The sequence below is a fragment of the Mesorhizobium sp. M8A.F.Ca.ET.181.01.1.1 genome (assembly GCF_004792025.1).
In the GTDB taxonomy this organism is placed as follows: domain Bacteria; phylum Pseudomonadota; class Alphaproteobacteria; order Rhizobiales; family Rhizobiaceae; genus Mesorhizobium.
Genome location: NZ_SRTV01000004.1, coordinates 63447 through 80396, shown reverse-complemented (window position 1 = coordinate 80396; position 16950 = coordinate 63447). Strand labels below are relative to the sequence as shown.

Genomic DNA, 16950 nt, shown 5'->3' with positions numbered 1-16950 from the left:
TGGCCCATACGCGCAGTTGTGGACAGGTCACCTTCGCGCTTCTGTGATAAAGTTGCCAGCGGGCATCTGTTGTGACTTGTCGTGGAGCGCCGAACGTGTGCATTGAGCGCTCTGAATGCGGACATCGATTTGGCATTGAGCGGAAACCGAAACTCGGGCAGCACTCTCGACACACTGCGACGCTTGTGGCGGCAGGTATCGAAGCCTAGACAAAGGCAGTTTTTCGGCCTCCTTGTCTTGATGATGTTCGGAGCACTTGCGGAAGCCGCTACGCTTGGTGCCTTGCTGCCGTTTCTTGCGCGCATCGCCAATCCCGAGGCGGTTGGCGGCCAGTCGTTCCTCGCTCGCCAGCTTGCCGGCTTTCGGCTGACCAGCTCTTCAGACAGCCTTCTCGATTTGACGATTCTGTTTTCGGTGGTGGCGATCATAGCCGGCGCCGTGCGCATATTCCTTGCCTGGGCCACGAACTCTTATGTCTTCTCGCTGGGACATGAGGTGGGCGTGAAGGTCTATGACCAAGTACTCCGCCAACCCTACAGCTACCACGTTTCGCGCAATTCCAGTTCGGTGTTGGCCGCGCTTCGCCAGGTTCAAGCCATTACCGCGGGTGTAATGCTGCCCCTGTTGCAATCGATCAGCGGCATAGTCATCGGCGTCTTCATCGTCGCTGCCCTTTTTGCTCTGAGTTCTTTCATCACCTTCGTTATCTTCGCGGGCTTTGGGGCGGTCTACCTCGCCATGTCGCTCGTCATCCGCAAGCACCTCAAGAAGAATGCGCAAATTATCGCCAGCGCGCAGGCGGAAGGCATCCGATCTGTCCAAGAGGGACTGGGTGGCATCCGCGATGTTATCATCAACGACACCCAACCGTATTTTCTGTTGCGGTACACCGAACTCGATTTACGCCTGCAGCGCGCGAATGCAATGAACGCACTTGCCGCGGGCGCTCCGCGTTTCGCGATCGAAGCTGCGGGTATGGTGATCATCGCGGCGCTTGCTTATTTCCTCATCACCCGCTCGAACGATGCCGGCCAGGTTCTGCCGATACTTGGAACATTTGTCCTTGGAGCGCAGCGTCTGCTCCCATCCATGCAGCTTGTATACGGCAATTGGGCCCTGATACTGAGCAATCTTGCCGGCGCCGAAGTCGTGCTCCAGGCGCTCGAGGCACCACTCGGCCCAGAGTGGAACCAGCCGCCACCTAAGCGTCTCCCATTCGATCGAGCGATCATGCTCAAGGATGTGTCGTTCCGTTACGCTTCTGACCAAGCGCCGATACTCGAGCGATTCAATCTCACGATCTCGAAAGGAAGCAAGGTCGGGTTCATCGGCAAGACGGGCAGCGGCAAGAGCACGACGGTCGATCTGATAATGGGTCTGCTCGAGCCGACTGGCGGAGTGATCGAGATCGACGGGCAGCGGCTGGACGGAACCACACGGCGTGCCTGGCAAAGACAGATTGCCCATGTGCCGCAAAGCATCTTCCTGGCGGACGCCTCGATCGCCGACAATATCGCCTTCGGCATCGATCCCGCCAACATCGACCGCGACCGCGTGCGCAATGCAGCGCAGCAGGCCGCACTGGCGGATTTCATCGAAAGTTTGCCGCAAGGCTATGAGACGCGGGTCGGCGAGCGTGGAGTCCGTCTATCGGGTGGTCAGCGCCAGCGCATCGGCATCGCCCGGGCGTTGTACAGACAGGCTTCCGTGCTCGTCTTCGACGAAGCCACGAGCGCGCTCGACACGGAGACCGAGGCCGCGGTCATGGAGGCGATCCGCGAGCTGCCCGCCGGCCTGACGGTGCTGATCATCGCGCACCGGCTCACAACAGTCGAAAATTGCGACGAGATCGTCACCCTCGAAAACGGCCGGCCACATATCTGGACGAGAGCCGGCGGACAGACCGCTTAAAGCGACTTGCTCCGTTTGGGCGGCCGACTGTTCGGGCTCCGGAAAAGGAACTCCGTGCATGCCTCACCCGTAGATATCCTGACGAGCTCGAAATCGAACCGTTTCTTCAGGAAATCGATCACCGCCTGGTCGTCGGCAAACTCCATAGGCCAGCCGCCCAGCCAGTCGCGGATGTCGGTCATGTAGCTCATGCCGCGACCTTTTTTCTTTTGATAGATCTGCTTCACGAGCAAGGGCAGTTGAAGTGGATTGCGACCGAGCCCGAAGCGCCAGATGTACCAGTACTCCATCCACCGCCTTTGGCGAGGGTTGGCGCCGTTGTATCGCCGTTTCACGTCGAGCCAGAATTGCGCGGACGGCTTCACGACATTCGACGAATAGAGAGCGATGAAGAATAGACCGCCGGGGGCAACCGTGCGCGCCGCATTTTCGATCGCCTGCCACATCGCGCCGGTGTGGTGGAGCACGCCCCAGGAATAGACGAGGTTCCAGGTGCCTAGCTTCTCCATATAGTCGGCGTCGAGCACGTCGCCGCGTTCGACGATCCAGTTCGTCGGCTCACCCGCCAATTGCCGCAACTTGCCGGTTGTGCTTACCGAGAGCGGGTCAAAGTCGAAGGACTGTATCCTATCCGCTTTTGCATCGAAGGCGGCAAGCGAGTGCAGCCCGCTGCCGCTGCCGATATCGAGGAAGTCGAAGCCTTCGAGGGTCTGCTTGCCGAGGAAGGACAAGAGCTTCTCCGCCGCCATGCGGCGGCGTTCCGCCGAGTAGTGCTTGTCGATGAACGACGCCCAATTGGCTCCGAACTCGTATCGGTTCGACGATGGATTTCCCGCGAACGTCATTCTGTGGCTCGGTGCCGGGCTTCGATGATTTCCATCATATGAGCGGTAACTTTCCGAATATCATAGCGCTCTTCCGCGATCGATCGACTGTTTTTGCCCATGCATTCGGCTTCACCTGGGTTGTCGATCAAGCGGATCATGGCTTCCGCCAAGCGGGGCGCGGCGCCGACCGGCACCAGCAGGCCGCTCACGCCGGGAACGATCGGCGCGCGACAACCCGGCGCATCTGTCGTGATCACCGGGCGCCCCATTGCCATCGCCTCCAGGACAGATCGCGACGTACCCTCGCGGTAGGATGGAAGCACGAAGATACGCGAATCGGCGATCACCCCGCGGACGTCTTCCACAGGCCCGTGATAGCGGATGGTTCCGTCCGCGACCGCTGCCTCAACTTCCGATACCGGAAATCCCGCGGGATTTGGATCCGTATCGCCGACCAGGTCGAAACGGGCTTCAGGTCGAATTGCCTTAACCAGCCTTGCCGCACCCAGATATTCGCCGAGGCCTTTGTCGCGAAGCAGGCGTGCGATCATAAGAAATCGCGGCTTCTCTGGTAATGGCGCAACCTTGAATCGATCGAGATCTACCCCTGAACCGTTGGCTACATTGGCTGGTGTACGTCCGAGCAGTCCCAGACGACCGAAGTCATTGCGGTCATCGTCGTTCTGGAAGGTGGCCGTGGTGGCAACACGCAGGCTCGCGGCATAAAGAAGCCGGGCCACCGCATTGACCATCCTCCACCGTAGAGATTTGTGACGGTCCGTGAACGCATAGCCGAGGCCCGTGACAAGCGCGTGCCGGCGCGGTACCCCCGCAATCAGCGCCGCGGGTATGCCATAGACGATCGGCTTGATCGCACAGGTCAGCACGGCCTGGGGTTTGAGCTCTCGTAGCTTCCTGCAAAGACGAAAAGCCAAAAGCGTATCGCCGAATGGCGCAATAGCCGCACGCTCCATGGGCAATGGATGAAAACGGATGCCGTTCTCGGTCAGCCAACGAACGGTCATGGCATCGACTGGCGCCAGGGCATGTACTTCGTATCCGGCGGCGCGCAGCGCAAGCAGAAGATGTCCCCGCGTGGTTGCAAGGGATCTTGGTTCGCTTACGACAACAACGATGCGATCCATGCATTCAGGTTCTTGGCTGACTGGTCCAGACCATTCGGCTCTTGTAGGGTCTTGAGGCTCGAAACCCAATCCTGCCGCATCTTATCCACAACATCGAGCGCCACGAGACGATGGCGGCACGCGCATCGATCAGGCGCTATTTTGAGTGGAGAGTTCCCACTTCGCAACTACACATCGTTGAATTGGCGTGCAGCCTGCCATACAAGCGCTGGACATAAGTGACTTAGGAACTCCGCCGATGTCCGAACGCATCGCCGTTATCGGTCTGGGATATGTCGGCCTGCCGGTAGCCGTCGCGTTTGGGAAGGTTTTCCCGGGCACCATTGCTTTCGATATAAGCGAAAGCCGGATTGAGGAATTGCGTCGCGGCGTCGATCGCACCGGAGAGGTCGACACGGCGGCGATCAAGGAATCCTCGATCGCGCTTACGACCGACCGAGAGATGTTGAAAGGCGCGACTTTCTTCATCGTTGCCGTGCCAACGCCTATCGACATCAACCGTGCTCCCGATCTTTCGCCTTTGAAACTGGCATCGGAGCTTGTCGGTGAAGCGGTGAGCAAAGGCGCCGTCGTCGTTTTCGAATCGACGGTCTATCCAGGCGTGACCGAGGAATTTTGCGGGCCGATCATCGAGCATATATCCGGCCTGCGGCATCCTCATGACTTCGCGCTCGGCTATTCGCCTGAAAGGGCGAACCCAGGCGATCGGGAACACTCGCTGCGGCGGATCATCAAAGTCGTCTCCGGTGAGAACGCAGAGACGCTGGAGCGCGTAGCCAGCGTCTATGGGAGCATCATCGATGCCGGCGTCTACCGCGCGCCGTCGATCAAGGTGGCCGAAGCGGCGAAGGTCATCGAGAACACACAGCGCGACCTCAACATCGCGCTGATGAATGAACTGGCAATGATCTTTGAACGGCTTGAGATCCGCACGCAGGATGTCATTGATGCCGCATCGACAAAATGGAACTTCCTCCCCTTCAAGCCGGGCTTCGTCGGCGGTCACTGCATCAGCGTCGATCCGTATTATCTGACTGCCAAGGCGGAGGCCGAAGGCTACCATCCGCAGATTATCCTCGCCGGACGCCGCATCAACGACGGCATGGGAGCCTTCGTTGCCCAGCAAGTCGTCAAACAGTTGATCCGCTCGGACATATCAGTCAAAGGAGCTTCCGTCGGCATTCTCGGACTGACCTTCAAGGAGGACGTTCCGGATTTGCGCAACAGCCGTGTGTTCGACATGGTCAAGGAACTGAGACAGTTCGGCATCGTGCCCAAGCTTCACGATCCCCTTGCCGACGCCGAATCCGCTCGACGCGATCACGGCGAAACGATCCTGCCGCTCGATGAGATAAGCGATTTGCAGGCGCTTGTCTTGGCGGTACCGCACAACGTCTATCTCACCAGTGAGAGAGCGCGTCTTTTTCAAATGATCAAGCAGGGCGGGACGCTGTTCGACATCAAGTCTGCCATCAAGCCGAATGAAATCCCTGACAATTTAAAGTATTGGAGTCTGTAAGGCTCGGCCTGAATTCAACACTGGGATCTACCGTGAGGTTAAGCAGGCCGATTCTGACCACCGACGCAGCCGGTCTTAGAGGATTCCATCTCCACAAGAGGCGGGCGTGGCTCGACAGGCTGAACGCATTCGTTTCGGGACTTCTATCTGGCATCAGCTAAGGCTTCGGTCATTCGGAAAGGGCGACGGTGGGAAGCTTATGAACGCGCGTTATGATTTCGGCCGCAACTGGTCCGAGCTTGCCGCGCGCTTCGAGGACGAGCATCTGGATCGGGCTTGCGAGGATCTTCGCCGCCTGGTGGGCGATCTGGAGGGGAAGACATTTCTCGACATGGGCTGCGGATCGGGCCTGCATTCAGCGGCCGCTCTTCGGCTGGGGGCAGCGAAGGTTCACGCCGTTGACTATGATCCGGGTTGTGTCGAAACGACCAAGGCCGTGCTTTCTCGCTTCGCGCCGGAAGCCGAATGGAGCGTGGAGCGTGCCGATATCCTCGACAGGGCGTCGCTTCCGACCGGGACGTTCGATGTCGTCTACTCGTGGGGCGTCCTGCATCACACGGGCGACATGTGGGCGGCGATCAGCAACGCAGCCGGCCTCGTTGGTCACGGCGGAAGATTTGGCATTGCGATCTACCTGAAAACGCCACTTTGCGGACTGTGGACGGTCGAAAAAAGGCTCTACTCCTCTCATCGCTGGCTGCGGCCTCCGGTCAAAGCGCTGTTTGTCTCGGCCTACATGTCGGCGAGAACGCTGCGCCATCGGGACACGATCTCGTTTGTAAAGAACTATCGCGCGCGCCGAGGCATGGAATTCCTGGCGGATGTCGACGACTGGCTAGGCGGCTATCCCTATCAATCCACCTCGGCCGAAGAGTTGGAGACGTCAGTCGAAAAACTTGGGTTTCGCACGAAGCGGCGCTTCAATGCAGTGCCTGGAATTGGCCTCTTCGGCACCGGCTGTGGTGAATGGTGTTTCGAGCGAATGGATTTATAGCCGCTGGTTTCCTCCTCTGATTTCGCGGCAGAGAGAGAAAGAACCGAGCCTGGTCATTGTGGAGAGTAACGCCGGATGTGCGGTATCGTCGGCATTGTGGGTGGAGTGGCCGCGACAAGCAGCGGCCCCTCAAGCGTGCGCCGCATGGCGGACATGATCCGGCATCGCGGACCGGACGGCGACGGCATCTGGACTGACGCCGAGGCCGGGGTCGCGCTCAGTCAGCGCCGACTGGCAATCATCGACCTGTCATCGGCCGGCGCGCAGCCGATGATTTCGCACAGCGGTCGCTATGTCATCGTCTTCAATGGAGAAATCTACAATCACGGCGAGATGCGGACGCATCTCGATCGGGACTTCGGCGCTCATGCATGGCGCGGTCATTCCGACACCGAGACCTTTCTGGCTGCAATCGAGGAGCTTGGAACCAACAAAGCGCTTGGACTGGCTGTCGGCATGTTTGCTTTCGGCTTGTGGGACCGCAAGGAGAGAACGCTCGTTCTCGGACGTGATCGCCTGGGGGAAAAGCCGTTATATTATGGCCGGATCGGCAAGGCCTTCGCGTTTGCCTCGGAACTCAAGGCCTTTCAACCGCTGCCGGATTGGCGCCCGGACATTGACCGGAATGCGCTGGCTTTGCTGATGCGCCACAATTACATCCCCGCGCCTTACAGCATTTACCAAGGCATTCGGAAATTAAGACCCGGCCATCTCCTCGTCCTTTCCGACCCGATGCGTGAGCCACATGTCGAGAGCTATTGGAGCGCCAGGGAAGCCGCTGAACAAGGCCAGCGCGACCCTTTTCAAGGGAGCCCCGAAGAGGCGGTCGACGAACTCGAACGTCATCTTCGCCGCGCCCTCGAAGGGCAGATGATCGCTGACGTGCCGCTCGGCGCCTTCCTCTCGGGCGGCATCGATTCTTCCGCCATCGTGGCGGTCATGCAGTCGATCAGTTCGCGACCGGTACGGACCTTCACGATCGGATTTGACGAAGTCGGCTACAACGAGGCGGGCCATGCCAAGGAAGTCGCGCGCCACCTTGGCACCGACCATACGGAACTTTATCTCAGCGAGCGGGACGCGCTAGAGGTTGTGCCCCATCTGCCCGGCATTTATTGTGAGCCCTTCTCCGACTCCTCGCAAATCCCGACATTCCTCGTCTCCAAACTGGCGCGTGGCAGCGTTACCGTGGCGTTGTCGGGCGATGGCGGCGACGAGCTGTTCTCCGGCTACACGCGCTACGCACTCGCCGATGCGTTATGGAACAAGCTTTCCCGCATCCCGATGGGGCTGCGCCGCGCGTCGGCCAGCCTGGCGACACTGCCCTCGCCCGGTCTCTACAACAATGTCGCGGGTGGGATCATGCCGCTTCTGCCGCAGCGCCTGCGCCGCGAGCGCGTCGGCGACAAGATCCACAAGGCGGCATCGGTTCTTTCATTGCGAACAATGGACGATGTCTACCGCCGCCTCTGCTCGCACTGGGAAGCGACCGAAATCATCCCGGATGCGGACGAGCCGCCCACCATGCTGACCGGATTGGAGGCGCTTCCAGCGCTGCCGGGCAACGTCGAGCGGATGATGTACATCGATATGATGAGCTATTTGCCGGACGACATCCTGGTAAAGGTTGATCGCGCGGCAATGGCAGTCAGCCTCGAGACCCGCGTGCCGCTGCTTGACCACCGGCTGATAGGCTTTGCACTTTCGCTGCCGCTTTCCATCCTGCGAGCCGGCGACCAGACAAAGTGGCCGCTCAGGCAACTGCTTTATCGACATGTTCCGAAAGCGCTCGTCGAACGTCCGAAAATGGGCTTCGGCGTGCCCATCGACACCTGGCTGCGCGGCGCGCTTCGCGAATGGGCGGAGGCGCTGCTCGACGAGCGCCGATTGCGGGAAGACGGGTTCTTTCGAGCCGATGCAATCCGGCGCGCGTGGTCTGAACACCTCTCCGGACACCGTAACAATCAGTATCTGCTTTGGGACGTCTTGATGTTCCAATCCTGGCAGGAAGGAACCCAGGGAGCTTCATCGGCGGTCGCGGCCTGAACAGGCATCAGGGCCAGGTTTTTTCACTCGCGCAGCCGGATCGGGAGCGAGACGGTCCCGCACTATCAGATACCTGAGCAAGCAGCTATACGGGTTCGAGGACAGGGGCGAAGCACGGGTGAGCAAGGATCGTTCGAACGATTCGCACGCGACCCGGAACATTGCGAAGCAAGGCATTGAACTCGTTTACATCGCTGCGGCGCCACCTGACGGCAGAACAGGTCAACCGTGGCTTCTCGATCATCTGCTTCTTTTCGCCGCCAGTGCTCGGGTCGGTGGTGAGCTTCGTATTTCATGGTGGAGCGCTCTGGTCGGTGGTGTTGCTGGTCGCCAGGCGACGCCGCTTGAACATCGACCGGCCGATGCTCGCCATGACCCTTGCGATCTATGCCTATTGCGCGGCGATGGTCCTGGCATCGATCGTCAACGGCACCCTGCGGGCTGATGTCACGCACTTCCTGCCGCTGATCACCTTGTTGGTGTTCCCGATCTCCTATTCGACCTGGAGCATCACCGACAAGGCGACGCTTGCACGCATTGCTGTGCGGGCCAGCGCGGCAGCATGTGCCGGAGCGCTGGTGCTGACCATTGTCCAATATTACTGGATCGGGATGCTGAGAGCCGAAGGAGGGGCTGGAAATCCGATCGTGTTCGCGACGGTCACCTGCCTCGCCGTGATGATGTGCCTTGCGGGCGCTGTGTCGGGAATAGAGAAAGCCTGGAAGACACTCACCGTCGCCGTACTCGCCGGCGCCGTAGCGACCGTCTATTCCGGCTCGCGCATGATCTGGGTAGCCTTGCTGATCGCCATTGTCGCCGTCCTTGTGATCAATCGCCAGAGATTCACGCGATCGAATATGAGGCGGTTGCTGGTGATTGCGGGCGCCTGCTGCCTGCTCACCGCGGCAATCACCTCTCCAATCATCGTAGGTCGCACTCATTTTCTGTTCGATGACTGGAACGCCCTCGCCACCAAGGATGATCATTCCACTCCGCTCGGGCTACGCGTTGGGCTCTGGGACATTGGGATGGATGCATTTCGCGAAGCGCCATTTTTCGGCCACGGCATATCCGCCAGCCGGGCGATTTCACAGCAGGGTTTCAAAAAGCAATTTGGGGTGAGCCAGGGCTTCAACCATTTTCACAACGGCTTTCTGACAGCCTTGGTGCAGGCCGGACTTGTTGGCGCGTTATCATTGGCGGCGATCTTCATCGTCGCGATCTGGAACGCAACGAGGGTTCTTCGCTTCAGTGCCGATCCGTTAGAGAGGTTCGGGGCGACCATGATAGTGGTCGCCGTCATCGTATACCTTGTTGGTGGCCTAACAGGCATCCTTGTCGGCCACGACATTCTCGATTCAACGCTAATGATCTTCCTGATTTCGGGCACATACCTGGCTTGCGGACGAACCGTTTCGCCGATCCGTGAAAGTCAGACGACATAACGGCTGCCGCGACGGCAGGCCCGTGATGTTCTCGCGGGCCGCGTGTCGAATTTATGCGGCCACGACGACGTGGTGAAGCCAGTCGCCCGCGATTGTCCCGCGCAGCCCTAAATCACGTACGCTGTCCATGTGGTTGCGCGCCGTGAGCACGCCCATCGATACACTCAGGTCCTGCCCTATCAGACGATCAGCAAACAATCTGGCTTGCAGGTGAAACGGCTGTGTTTCCCGCTCGCCGACCAACATCCTGACTTTTGTCCGCGAAGAGTGGGATTTGCTTATCGGCGAAAATGCCGCAACTTCCGCGTCGGTCAAGCCTATCAAAGGCTCGAGGAAGGAATGCTGAAGAGGCTTCAAATCATACAGGCCGCCGAGCAGAAGTGCCGCCGAGGGGGGATGTGTCGAATCCTCGTTGAACAAAAAGGTCGCCAGATGCGCGCCGGCGGAATGGCCACTGACGCTTAGCCGACCGGGATCGCCGCCATGGCTGGCGATATTATCCTGCACCCATTGCCTCGCGCGCCGGACCTGGTCGACGATTGCCGCCATCCTGACGGCAGGCATCAGCGCATAGTCGATCACGACCGCGATTGCCCCTGCGCTCGTGACCGTTTCGGCAACGTAGGAATAATCGCTTTTGGTGAACATGCGCCAATAGCCGCCATGGATGAAGATGTGCACCGGGAGGTCCTTGCGCGGTCCCTCCGGAAAGAACAGGTCGAGTCGCTCGGCCTCGTGCGAACCATAGGCGACATCCGCCAGCATAGGCAGCGAAGCCCGCGTCGCAGCGCTGCGGGCGACGATATCGGCCACGATGTCATCGAAATCGGCAACGTGGTCGCGGGTGCGAAAAGGATCCTTCGACATGGCGTCCGCTCAAAAGGTTACAGCGATGTATTTGGCCTCCATGAACTCGGAGGTACCGTGGTGCTGGCCCCCTTCCCGTCCTAGGCCGCTCTGCTTGACTCCGCCAAAGGGCGCGGCGGGATCCGACATCAAGCCGCGGTTGAGGCCGATCATGCCGGCCTCGATCTCCGAAGCAACCCGCATGCCGCGCGCCACATCGCGGGTGTAGAGGTAAGCGGCAAGGCCGTATTCGGTGTCGTTGGCGTGGAGGATGGCCTGTGCCTCGCTCTCGAAGCGGGTGATGGGCGCCACCGGTCCGAAGATTTCTTCATGCGCCATGTCAGCGTCCGGCGAGACTTCGGACAAGACGGTCGGAGGATAGAAAAAACCATCTCCCTCAAGCACCGAGCCGCCGCACAGCACCTTGGCACCCCGATTGACCGCGTCCTTGACCAACCGGTCGATCTTGTCGACCGCTTTCTTGGTGATCATGGGTCCACATTCGGTGTCCGCCTTGGTGCCGGCGCCGATCTTGAGCGCGGCCATGCGCCGGGACAGGCCGTCGGCGAACGCATCGTGGATGCCCGACTGGACGTAGATGCGATTGGCGGCCGTACAGGCTTCGCCGGCATTGCGCATTTTGGCGATCATGGCGCCATCGAGGGCCGCACCGAGATCAGCATCGTCGAAGACAATGAAGGGTGCATTGCCGCCGAGTTCCATGGAACAAGAAATCACATGTTTGGCGGCCTCGGCGAGCAAGGCCCGGCCGACCCCGGTCGAACCGGTGAAGGAGAGCTTCCTGACGCGCGGATCGGCCAGCATGGCCGACGTCAGGGGGCCTGGGGTCGACGTCGTCAGCACGTTCACGACACCGTCCGGAACGCCGGCTTCGCTGTAGAGCGCGGCCAGCGCATAGGCCGTCAGCGGCGTCTCGCTGGCCGGCTTCAAAATGACCGTGCAGCCCGCCGCGAGGGCCGGTGCGATCTTGCGTGTCGCCATCGCGGCAGGGAAATTCCAAGGTGTGATGAGGACGCAGATGCCGATCGGCTGGTAGTCGACCACGATCCGGTTGGTCCCGGACGGAGCGGTGCCAAACTCACCGGTGATGCGAACAGCTTCTTCGGCGTTCCAGCGGAAGAATTCGGCCGCGTAAGCCACCTCGCCGCGCGCGTCGCGCAGGGCCTTGCCGTTCTCCAGCGAAATCAGCATGGCAAGCGTCTCCGACCGCTCGACCATCAGTTCGAAACAGCGCCTGAGAATCTCGGAGCGTTTGCGTGGCGCGGTCTCACGCCACCCCTTGGCGGCTTTGGCCGCTGCCTCGACCGCAGCGGTGGCGTCCTCCAGGGTCGCATCGGGAACCGCCGCGATCACGGCGCCGGAGGATGGATCGGTGACCTCGATGAGCCTGCCGTCGGCAGACGGCAGCCATTGTCCGCCAATATAGAGCCGGTGCGGGAAACCCCGCACATCGTAGGGATCCTGATCGAGCTGGAAGGCATTGTAAGGAAGGTTCATCGTCTTGTTCCTGACGTTCACATGGCGCAGGCGGTGAGATCGCCGTCATAGGCCGCCTGGACAAGGCGGCGCATGGCGGCGAGGTCGAATGGGCGCGGGTTGTTCTTGATCAGACGATCGATGCCAAGCGCCTGCTCGGCGGTCCAGTCGAGCCTGTCGGCCGGAAGCCCCAGACCGGCCAGCGTCGGAGTGATACCGATCGCGGCGAACAAGCGTCTGATCTCCTCGATGGTCGCTTCCGCCATTTCGTCGGCGCCACGACCGTTCGCCTCAAGGCCGAGAGCAATCCCTATCTCGGCGATTTCCGCCGCGGCCACACGGCTGTTGTAGCTCATGACATAAGGCATCATCGTCGCCACCCCCAGCCCATGCGGCGTGTGCGTGAGCGCGCCGGCCGGGTATTGCACCGCGTGCGCCGCCGCCGTGCCAGCAGTGCCGAAGGCGCAACCCGCAGCCAGCGCTCCCATCATCACGTCGGCGCGCGCCTCGGCGTCATCGCCGTCGGCGCACGCCTTCTCCAGACTGCGGCCGAGCAGTTTGACGGCCAGCAGCGCGAAATGATCGGTCAACGGCGTCTTGCCGATGAAAACGTGGCGCTGCGGCAGGCTGAAGTCACCGTCCCGACGCATGGCCGTGAAGGCCTCGATCGCATGGGTGAGCGCGTCGGCACCGGCGATCGCGGTCAGGCCCCGCGGACAGGTCATTGTCAGTTCGGGGTCGCAGATGGCAACCGCGGCAATGAGATGGGGGCTCGATATGCCTACTTTGAGCGTCCGGTCCGGATCGGATATCACCGCGACGGGCGTCACCTCCGATCCTGTGCCGGCCGTGGTCGGTATGGCGATGAGCGGCAGCGTTGGTCCCGGGACTTTGAACTCGCCATAGTAGTCCTGCAGCTCGCCACCGTGGCTGATCAGCAAGGCGGCGCATTTGGCGAAATCGAGACAGCTGCCGCCGCCGATGCCGATCACCATGTCGGGCCGGACGCCCCTCGCTTCCTCGACGCAGACCGCCACCGAGTCGCGCGGCACGTCAGGGAGGACACCGTCGTGAACCAGCACGTCGACCGACGCTGACTGCAAGGATTCCATGATTTCGGCAAACACCGCCGTGCCGGCGAAACGCTCGTCGGTGCAGACCAGGGCGCGTCGGCCATGGCGACAGGCCACGGCTGGCAGTGCATGACGTTGCCCCTTTCCGAATAGAATTTCGCGTGGGAGCCGGAGGGCTGTGAGAAGGCTCATGACAGGCTGCATCCTTGAGGGTGTCGGAGAAACTCGCATTGCAAAATCCGCACCGAAGGGGTCCTGAACTGAACGGCGCCGATAAAATCGTATAGGATATAGTATTGCATCGGTCAAACCCTCGTGTTAGCAGTCTCCCCTGTCGAGAGGCGAAAGATGCAACCTGTCAGTTTGAGCAATAATGGTGAGACGCCCACGGGAGCGGGCCGCATCCAGCGCGCGAGCAGCCTGGCCGAGGACGTTTACGAGGCCATCTTCGCGCAGCTGATGTCGCTGAAGATCGCGCCCGGTTCACGCATCACCGTCGACAATCTGGTCAAGGAATTCGACGTTTCCCATACGCCGATCCGCGAGGCGCTCGGGCGTCTGGAAGGCGAAGGCCTGGTTCTGAAAACGCATCTGATCGGATACCGCGCCGCACAGCAGATCACCCGGCGCCGTTTCGACGAATTGTACGAAATGCGTCTCCTGCTCGAACCGCACGGCGCGGCGAAGGCCGCCGCCGCGATGGACGAGGCCAAACTCGGCACACTGCTTGAGGCGGCAGGCGTGATGTCGCGCCGCGAAGGCAAGGACGAGCGCCTGCGTTATTCAAACTTCGCCCGGCAAGACGCGATTTTCCACGACAAGATCATGGAATATGCCGAAAACGAGCTCATTCGCGAGACGCTGGGTCATCAACACACCCACTTCCACATATTCCGCCTGATGTACCACTCCCGCGTCACCGAGGAGGCGCTGGACGAGCATGAGGCGATCCTCGCCGCGTTCGGCTCAGCCGATCCCGATGCCGCCGCGAAAGCAATGCGCGCCCACATCGAGCACTCGCGCGATCGCCTGCTGCCGGCCTTCGATTGAGGCCTGAACGAATGTCCATTACCGCCAATATTGCCGCAGAGCGAGGACGTGCGCTGCCTGGCGGCAACGCGCCCGCGGCCGCGGAGCCGGTGCTACGCGCTCAGGGTCTCTCGAAACAATATGGGCCGGTCACCGTGCTCTCCGACGTGACGCTCGACATCCTGCCGGGCGAGATCCATGCCATTATCGGCGAGAACGGCGCCGGAAAATCCACACTGATGCGGCTGCTGTCCGGCTATGCCGAGCCAACCCGTGGCACCTTGTCCATGGCCGGTCGGCCGGTGACGTTCGCCAAGCCCGACCAGGCCCAGGAAGCCGGCATTGCCCTCGTCCACCAAGAGATCCTGCTCGCCGAAGCACTTACGGTGACGGACAACCTGTTTCTCGGCCGCGAGCTTTCGCGCCGCCATGTCATGGACGACCGCGCCATGCGGGGGCTGGCAGCCGAAAAGCTGGCGCAGATCGGCTGCCCGGTCTCGCCGACCGCGCTGGTGCGCGACATCTCTCTGGCTGACCGCCAACTGGTCCAAATTGCCCGTGCCCTGCTCGACGATTACAAGGTCGTGATCTTCGACGAGCCGACCGCCGTGCTGACCGGCGCGGAAGTGGATCGGCTCCTCGAAATCGTCCTGCAATTGAGAGCCCACGGCACAGCCGTCCTCTACATCAGCCATCGCCTGGACGAAGTGCGGCAGCTTGCCGACAAGGTAACCGTGCTGCGCGACGGCAGGATGGTCGGTACCTATCCGGGCACCGCCCTGACGCAGATGGACATGGCGCGGCTGATGGTCGGCCGCGAGCTTGCAGCCCTCTATCCGCAGAAGAGCACACCGTCCAGCGAGCCTATGCTGAGCGTAAAAAACGCCACCGTCCCGGGCTACGCCGAGGATGTCTCTTTCACCCTCCACAAGGGCGAAATTCTTGGCTTTGCCGGCATGATCGGCGCGGGCCGCACGGAACTGTTCGAAGGGCTGGTAGGCCTGCGGCCGGCCCATGCGGAGATCGAACTTCGGGGACGACCCGTCCGGATCCACTCGCAACGCGAAGCGATCGACGCAGGCATCGGCTATCTGACCGAGGATCGAAAAAGCAAAGGCCTGCTCCTCGATGAGCGCCTGGCGCCCAACCTGACGCTTTCGGCATTGGAGCGGTTTCATCCCACACTGCTTCTCGGCAGAAGCCGCGAAGCGGCCGCACTGGCGGAGGCCGTCCGGAGCTACGACATCCGGCTCAAGACCCTTGGTGTCAAGGCGGGGCAACTTTCCGGCGGCAACCAGCAGAAACTGCTGCTCGCCAAGGTGCTGCTTACCAATCCCTCGGTGGTCATCATCGATGAGCCGACCCGTGGCATCGATATCGCCAACAAGGCTCAAATCTACGCCTTCATTCACGCCATCGTTGGCAGCGGCAAAGCCTGCATCGTCATCTCGTCGGAAATGCAGGAGCTGATCGGCATCTGCAATCGCATCCTCGTCATGCGTGAGGGCCGTCTGACCGGCGAACTCCAGGGCGCCGAGATGACCGAAAGCAATGTGGCGCTGCTGGCGACAAGCGGCCCGAAACCGAGGCCAATGGCCAAGGGAGGAACAGAATGGCTGTCATAGCCGGATCCCCATCCACGCATCGCGCCGGCGATTTGAACATCACCTGGACCGACGTGGGGCCCTTCCTGGCATTGGGCGCCCTGCTGGTGGCCGGCTTCCTCATCAATCCGGACTTCCTCTCCGCGACCAATCTCGCCAACGTCATCACCCGCAGCGCCTTCATCGCCATCATCGCGGTCGGTGCGACGTTCGTAATCTCGTCGGGAGGGCTCGATCTCTCCGTCGGCTCGATGGCCGCCTTCGTCACCGGCATCACCATCATGTTCATGAACGCCGTGGCGCCACACGCTGGCCTGTGGGCGATACCGGCTGGAATGCTCGTGGCGATCCTGGTCGGCCTGCTGTGTGGCCTCGCCAACGGGCTGATCGTCACCATAGGCCGGATCGAACCGTTCATTGCGACGCTCGGCACAATGGGCATTTTCCGCGCGTTGATCACCTATCTGACCGATGGCGGCACGATACCGATCGACCGGTCGCTGCGCGAAGCCTATCGGCCGGTCTATTTCGGCACCGTCGGCGGTATACCGATTCCGATCCTGATATCGGTCGCCGTGGCCGCGATTGCATCGTTCGTCCTCTACAAGATGAAGTATGGGCGCAAATGCGCCGCGGTGGGCGCAAACGAGGACGTCGCGCGCTATTCCGGAATCTCCATCATCAAGACGCGCACCATCGCTTACATCGTCCAGGGCGTCTGCGTGGCCATCGCCGCGATCTGTTACGTGCCGCGTCTGGGCGCCGCAACGCCGACCACCGGACAGCTCTGGGAACTGCAGGTGATCACCGCCGTGGTGATCGGCGGCACGGCGCTGCGCGGCGGCAAGGGTCATGTCTGGGGAACCGTCGCCGGCGCTGTCATTCTGGAGCTGATCGCCAACCTCATGGTGCTGTCGGATTTCGTCTCCGAGTATCTGGTCGCAGCGGTCCAGGGCGTCATCATCATCATCGCGATGCTCATTCAGAGGTTTTCGAATTCGAAATAGCCCCGTG

General features: G+C 61.1%; 13 protein-coding genes. 8 read left to right on the top strand and 5 right to left on the bottom strand.

Features of this window, described 5'->3' with window-relative positions:
* The first annotated feature begins 102 nt into the window (after nucleotides 1-102).
* Entirely contained in the window at nucleotides 103-1911 is a 1809-nt protein-coding gene (locus EN824_RS16210; protein WP_245464227.1) for an ABC transporter ATP-binding protein, read from the top strand.
* Here the strand turns inward: EN824_RS16210 and EN824_RS16205 are convergent.
* Nucleotides 1908-2756: a class I SAM-dependent methyltransferase gene (locus EN824_RS16205; protein ID WP_135864954.1), complete on the bottom strand. Its 849-nt coding sequence runs from the start codon at nucleotides 2754-2756 to the stop codon at nucleotides 1908-1910. The two genes, EN824_RS16210 and EN824_RS16205, sit on opposite strands and share 4 nt — an antisense overlap.
* Complete coding sequence (locus EN824_RS16200) at nucleotides 2753-3883, bottom strand: glycosyltransferase family 4 protein (RefSeq protein ID WP_127870447.1); 1131 nt, start codon at nucleotides 3881-3883, stop codon at nucleotides 2753-2755. The genes EN824_RS16205 and EN824_RS16200 overlap by 4 nt, the downstream gene beginning before the upstream one ends.
* A gap of 238 nt (nucleotides 3884-4121) precedes the next feature.
* Here EN824_RS16200 and EN824_RS16195 point away from each other — a divergent pair, with 238 nt between their 5' ends.
* The 4 genes from EN824_RS16195 (at nucleotide 4122) to EN824_RS16180 (ending at nucleotide 9887) form a co-directional block, all read left to right on the top strand.
* The gene (locus EN824_RS16195; RefSeq protein ID WP_127275383.1) at nucleotides 4122-5402 is read left to right on the top strand and encodes a nucleotide sugar dehydrogenase; all 1281 of its coding nucleotides are present in this window, start codon (nucleotides 4122-4124) and stop codon (nucleotides 5400-5402) included.
* Nucleotides 5403-5601: 199 nt separating this feature from the next.
* Nucleotides 5602-6396, top strand: coding sequence for a class I SAM-dependent methyltransferase (locus EN824_RS16190; protein WP_127275382.1), 795 nt, complete (start codon nucleotides 5602-5604; stop codon nucleotides 6394-6396).
* Nucleotides 6397-6471: 75 nt separating this feature from the next.
* Nucleotides 6472-8442 carry an asparagine synthase (glutamine-hydrolyzing) gene (asnB, locus tag EN824_RS16185; protein ID WP_135864949.1) on the top strand — a complete coding sequence of 657 codons (1971 nt, stop codon included), beginning with the start codon at nucleotides 6472-6474 and terminating at the stop codon, nucleotides 8440-8442.
* 176 nt (nucleotides 8443-8618) lie between these two features.
* Nucleotides 8619-9887: an O-antigen ligase gene (locus EN824_RS16180; RefSeq protein ID WP_127275380.1), complete on the top strand. Its 1269-nt coding sequence runs from the start codon at nucleotides 8619-8621 to the stop codon at nucleotides 9885-9887.
* Between the two features lie 51 nt (nucleotides 9888-9938).
* On the opposite strand, the gene EN824_RS16175 is transcribed toward EN824_RS16180, so the two are convergent.
* The 3 genes from EN824_RS16175 to EN824_RS16165 are packed head-to-tail and all read right to left on the bottom strand — an operon-like array spanning nucleotide 9939 to nucleotide 13495.
* Nucleotides 9939-10754, bottom strand: coding sequence for an alpha/beta hydrolase (locus EN824_RS16175; RefSeq protein WP_127275379.1), 816 nt, complete (start codon nucleotides 10752-10754; stop codon nucleotides 9939-9941).
* Between the two features lie 9 nt (nucleotides 10755-10763).
* Nucleotides 10764-12251 (bottom strand): NAD-dependent succinate-semialdehyde dehydrogenase, encoded by a 1488-nt coding sequence (locus tag EN824_RS16170; protein WP_135864947.1) that lies wholly within the window; start codon nucleotides 12249-12251, stop codon nucleotides 10764-10766.
* 17 nt (nucleotides 12252-12268) lie between these two features.
* The gene (locus EN824_RS16165; protein WP_127870442.1) at nucleotides 12269-13495 is read right to left on the bottom strand and encodes an iron-containing alcohol dehydrogenase; all 1227 of its coding nucleotides are present in this window, start codon (nucleotides 13493-13495) and stop codon (nucleotides 12269-12271) included.
* A gap of 156 nt (nucleotides 13496-13651) precedes the next feature.
* Between EN824_RS16165 and EN824_RS16160 the strand changes: the two genes are divergently transcribed.
* From EN824_RS16160 to EN824_RS16150, 3 genes are read left to right on the top strand one after another with little or no spacing between them, the layout of a single operon-like run.
* The gene (locus EN824_RS16160) at nucleotides 13652-14353 is read left to right on the top strand and encodes a GntR family transcriptional regulator (RefSeq protein ID WP_127275482.1); all 702 of its coding nucleotides are present in this window, start codon (nucleotides 13652-13654) and stop codon (nucleotides 14351-14353) included.
* An 11-nt stretch (nucleotides 14354-14364) separates the two neighbouring features.
* Nucleotides 14365-15957, top strand: a complete 1593-nt coding sequence (locus EN824_RS16155; protein WP_135932496.1) for a sugar ABC transporter ATP-binding protein — start codon at nucleotides 14365-14367, stop codon at nucleotides 15955-15957.
* Nucleotides 15945-16943, top strand: a complete 999-nt coding sequence (locus tag EN824_RS16150) for an ABC transporter permease (RefSeq protein ID WP_135932495.1) — start codon at nucleotides 15945-15947, stop codon at nucleotides 16941-16943. The genes EN824_RS16155 and EN824_RS16150 overlap by 13 nt, the downstream gene beginning before the upstream one ends.
* The last annotated feature ends 7 nt before the right edge of the window (nucleotides 16944-16950 follow it).

Excerpts from the sequence above, each read along its gene's own strand:
- EN824_RS16205 (WP_135864954.1), bottom strand. The coding sequence starts at position 2,756 with ATGACGTTCGCGGGAAATCCATCGTCGAACCGATACGAGTTCGGAGCC.
- EN824_RS16200 (WP_127870447.1), bottom strand. The coding sequence starts at position 3,883 with ATGGATCGCATCGTTGTTGTCGTAAGCGAACCAAGATCCCTTGCAACC.
- EN824_RS16195 (WP_127275383.1), top strand. The coding sequence starts at position 4,122 with ATGTCCGAACGCATCGCCGTTATCGGTCTGGGATATGTCGGCCTGCCG.
- EN824_RS16190 (WP_127275382.1), top strand. The coding sequence starts at position 5,602 with ATGAACGCGCGTTATGATTTCGGCCGCAACTGGTCCGAGCTTGCCGCG.
- asnB (WP_135864949.1), top strand. The coding sequence starts at position 6,472 with ATGTGCGGTATCGTCGGCATTGTGGGTGGAGTGGCCGCGACAAGCAGC.
- EN824_RS16175 (WP_127275379.1), bottom strand. The coding sequence starts at position 10,754 with ATGTCGAAGGATCCTTTTCGCACCCGCGACCACGTTGCCGATTTCGAT.
- EN824_RS16170 (WP_135864947.1), bottom strand. The coding sequence starts at position 12,251 with ATGAACCTTCCTTACAATGCCTTCCAGCTCGATCAGGATCCCTACGAT.
- EN824_RS16165 (WP_127870442.1), bottom strand. The coding sequence starts at position 13,495 with ATGAGCCTTCTCACAGCCCTCCGGCTCCCACGCGAAATTCTATTCGGA.
- EN824_RS16160 (WP_127275482.1), top strand. The coding sequence starts at position 13,652 with ATGCAACCTGTCAGTTTGAGCAATAATGGTGAGACGCCCACGGGAGCG.
- EN824_RS16155 (WP_135932496.1), top strand. The coding sequence starts at position 14,365 with ATGTCCATTACCGCCAATATTGCCGCAGAGCGAGGACGTGCGCTGCCT.
- EN824_RS16150 (WP_135932495.1), top strand. The coding sequence starts at position 15,945 with ATGGCTGTCATAGCCGGATCCCCATCCACGCATCGCGCCGGCGATTTG.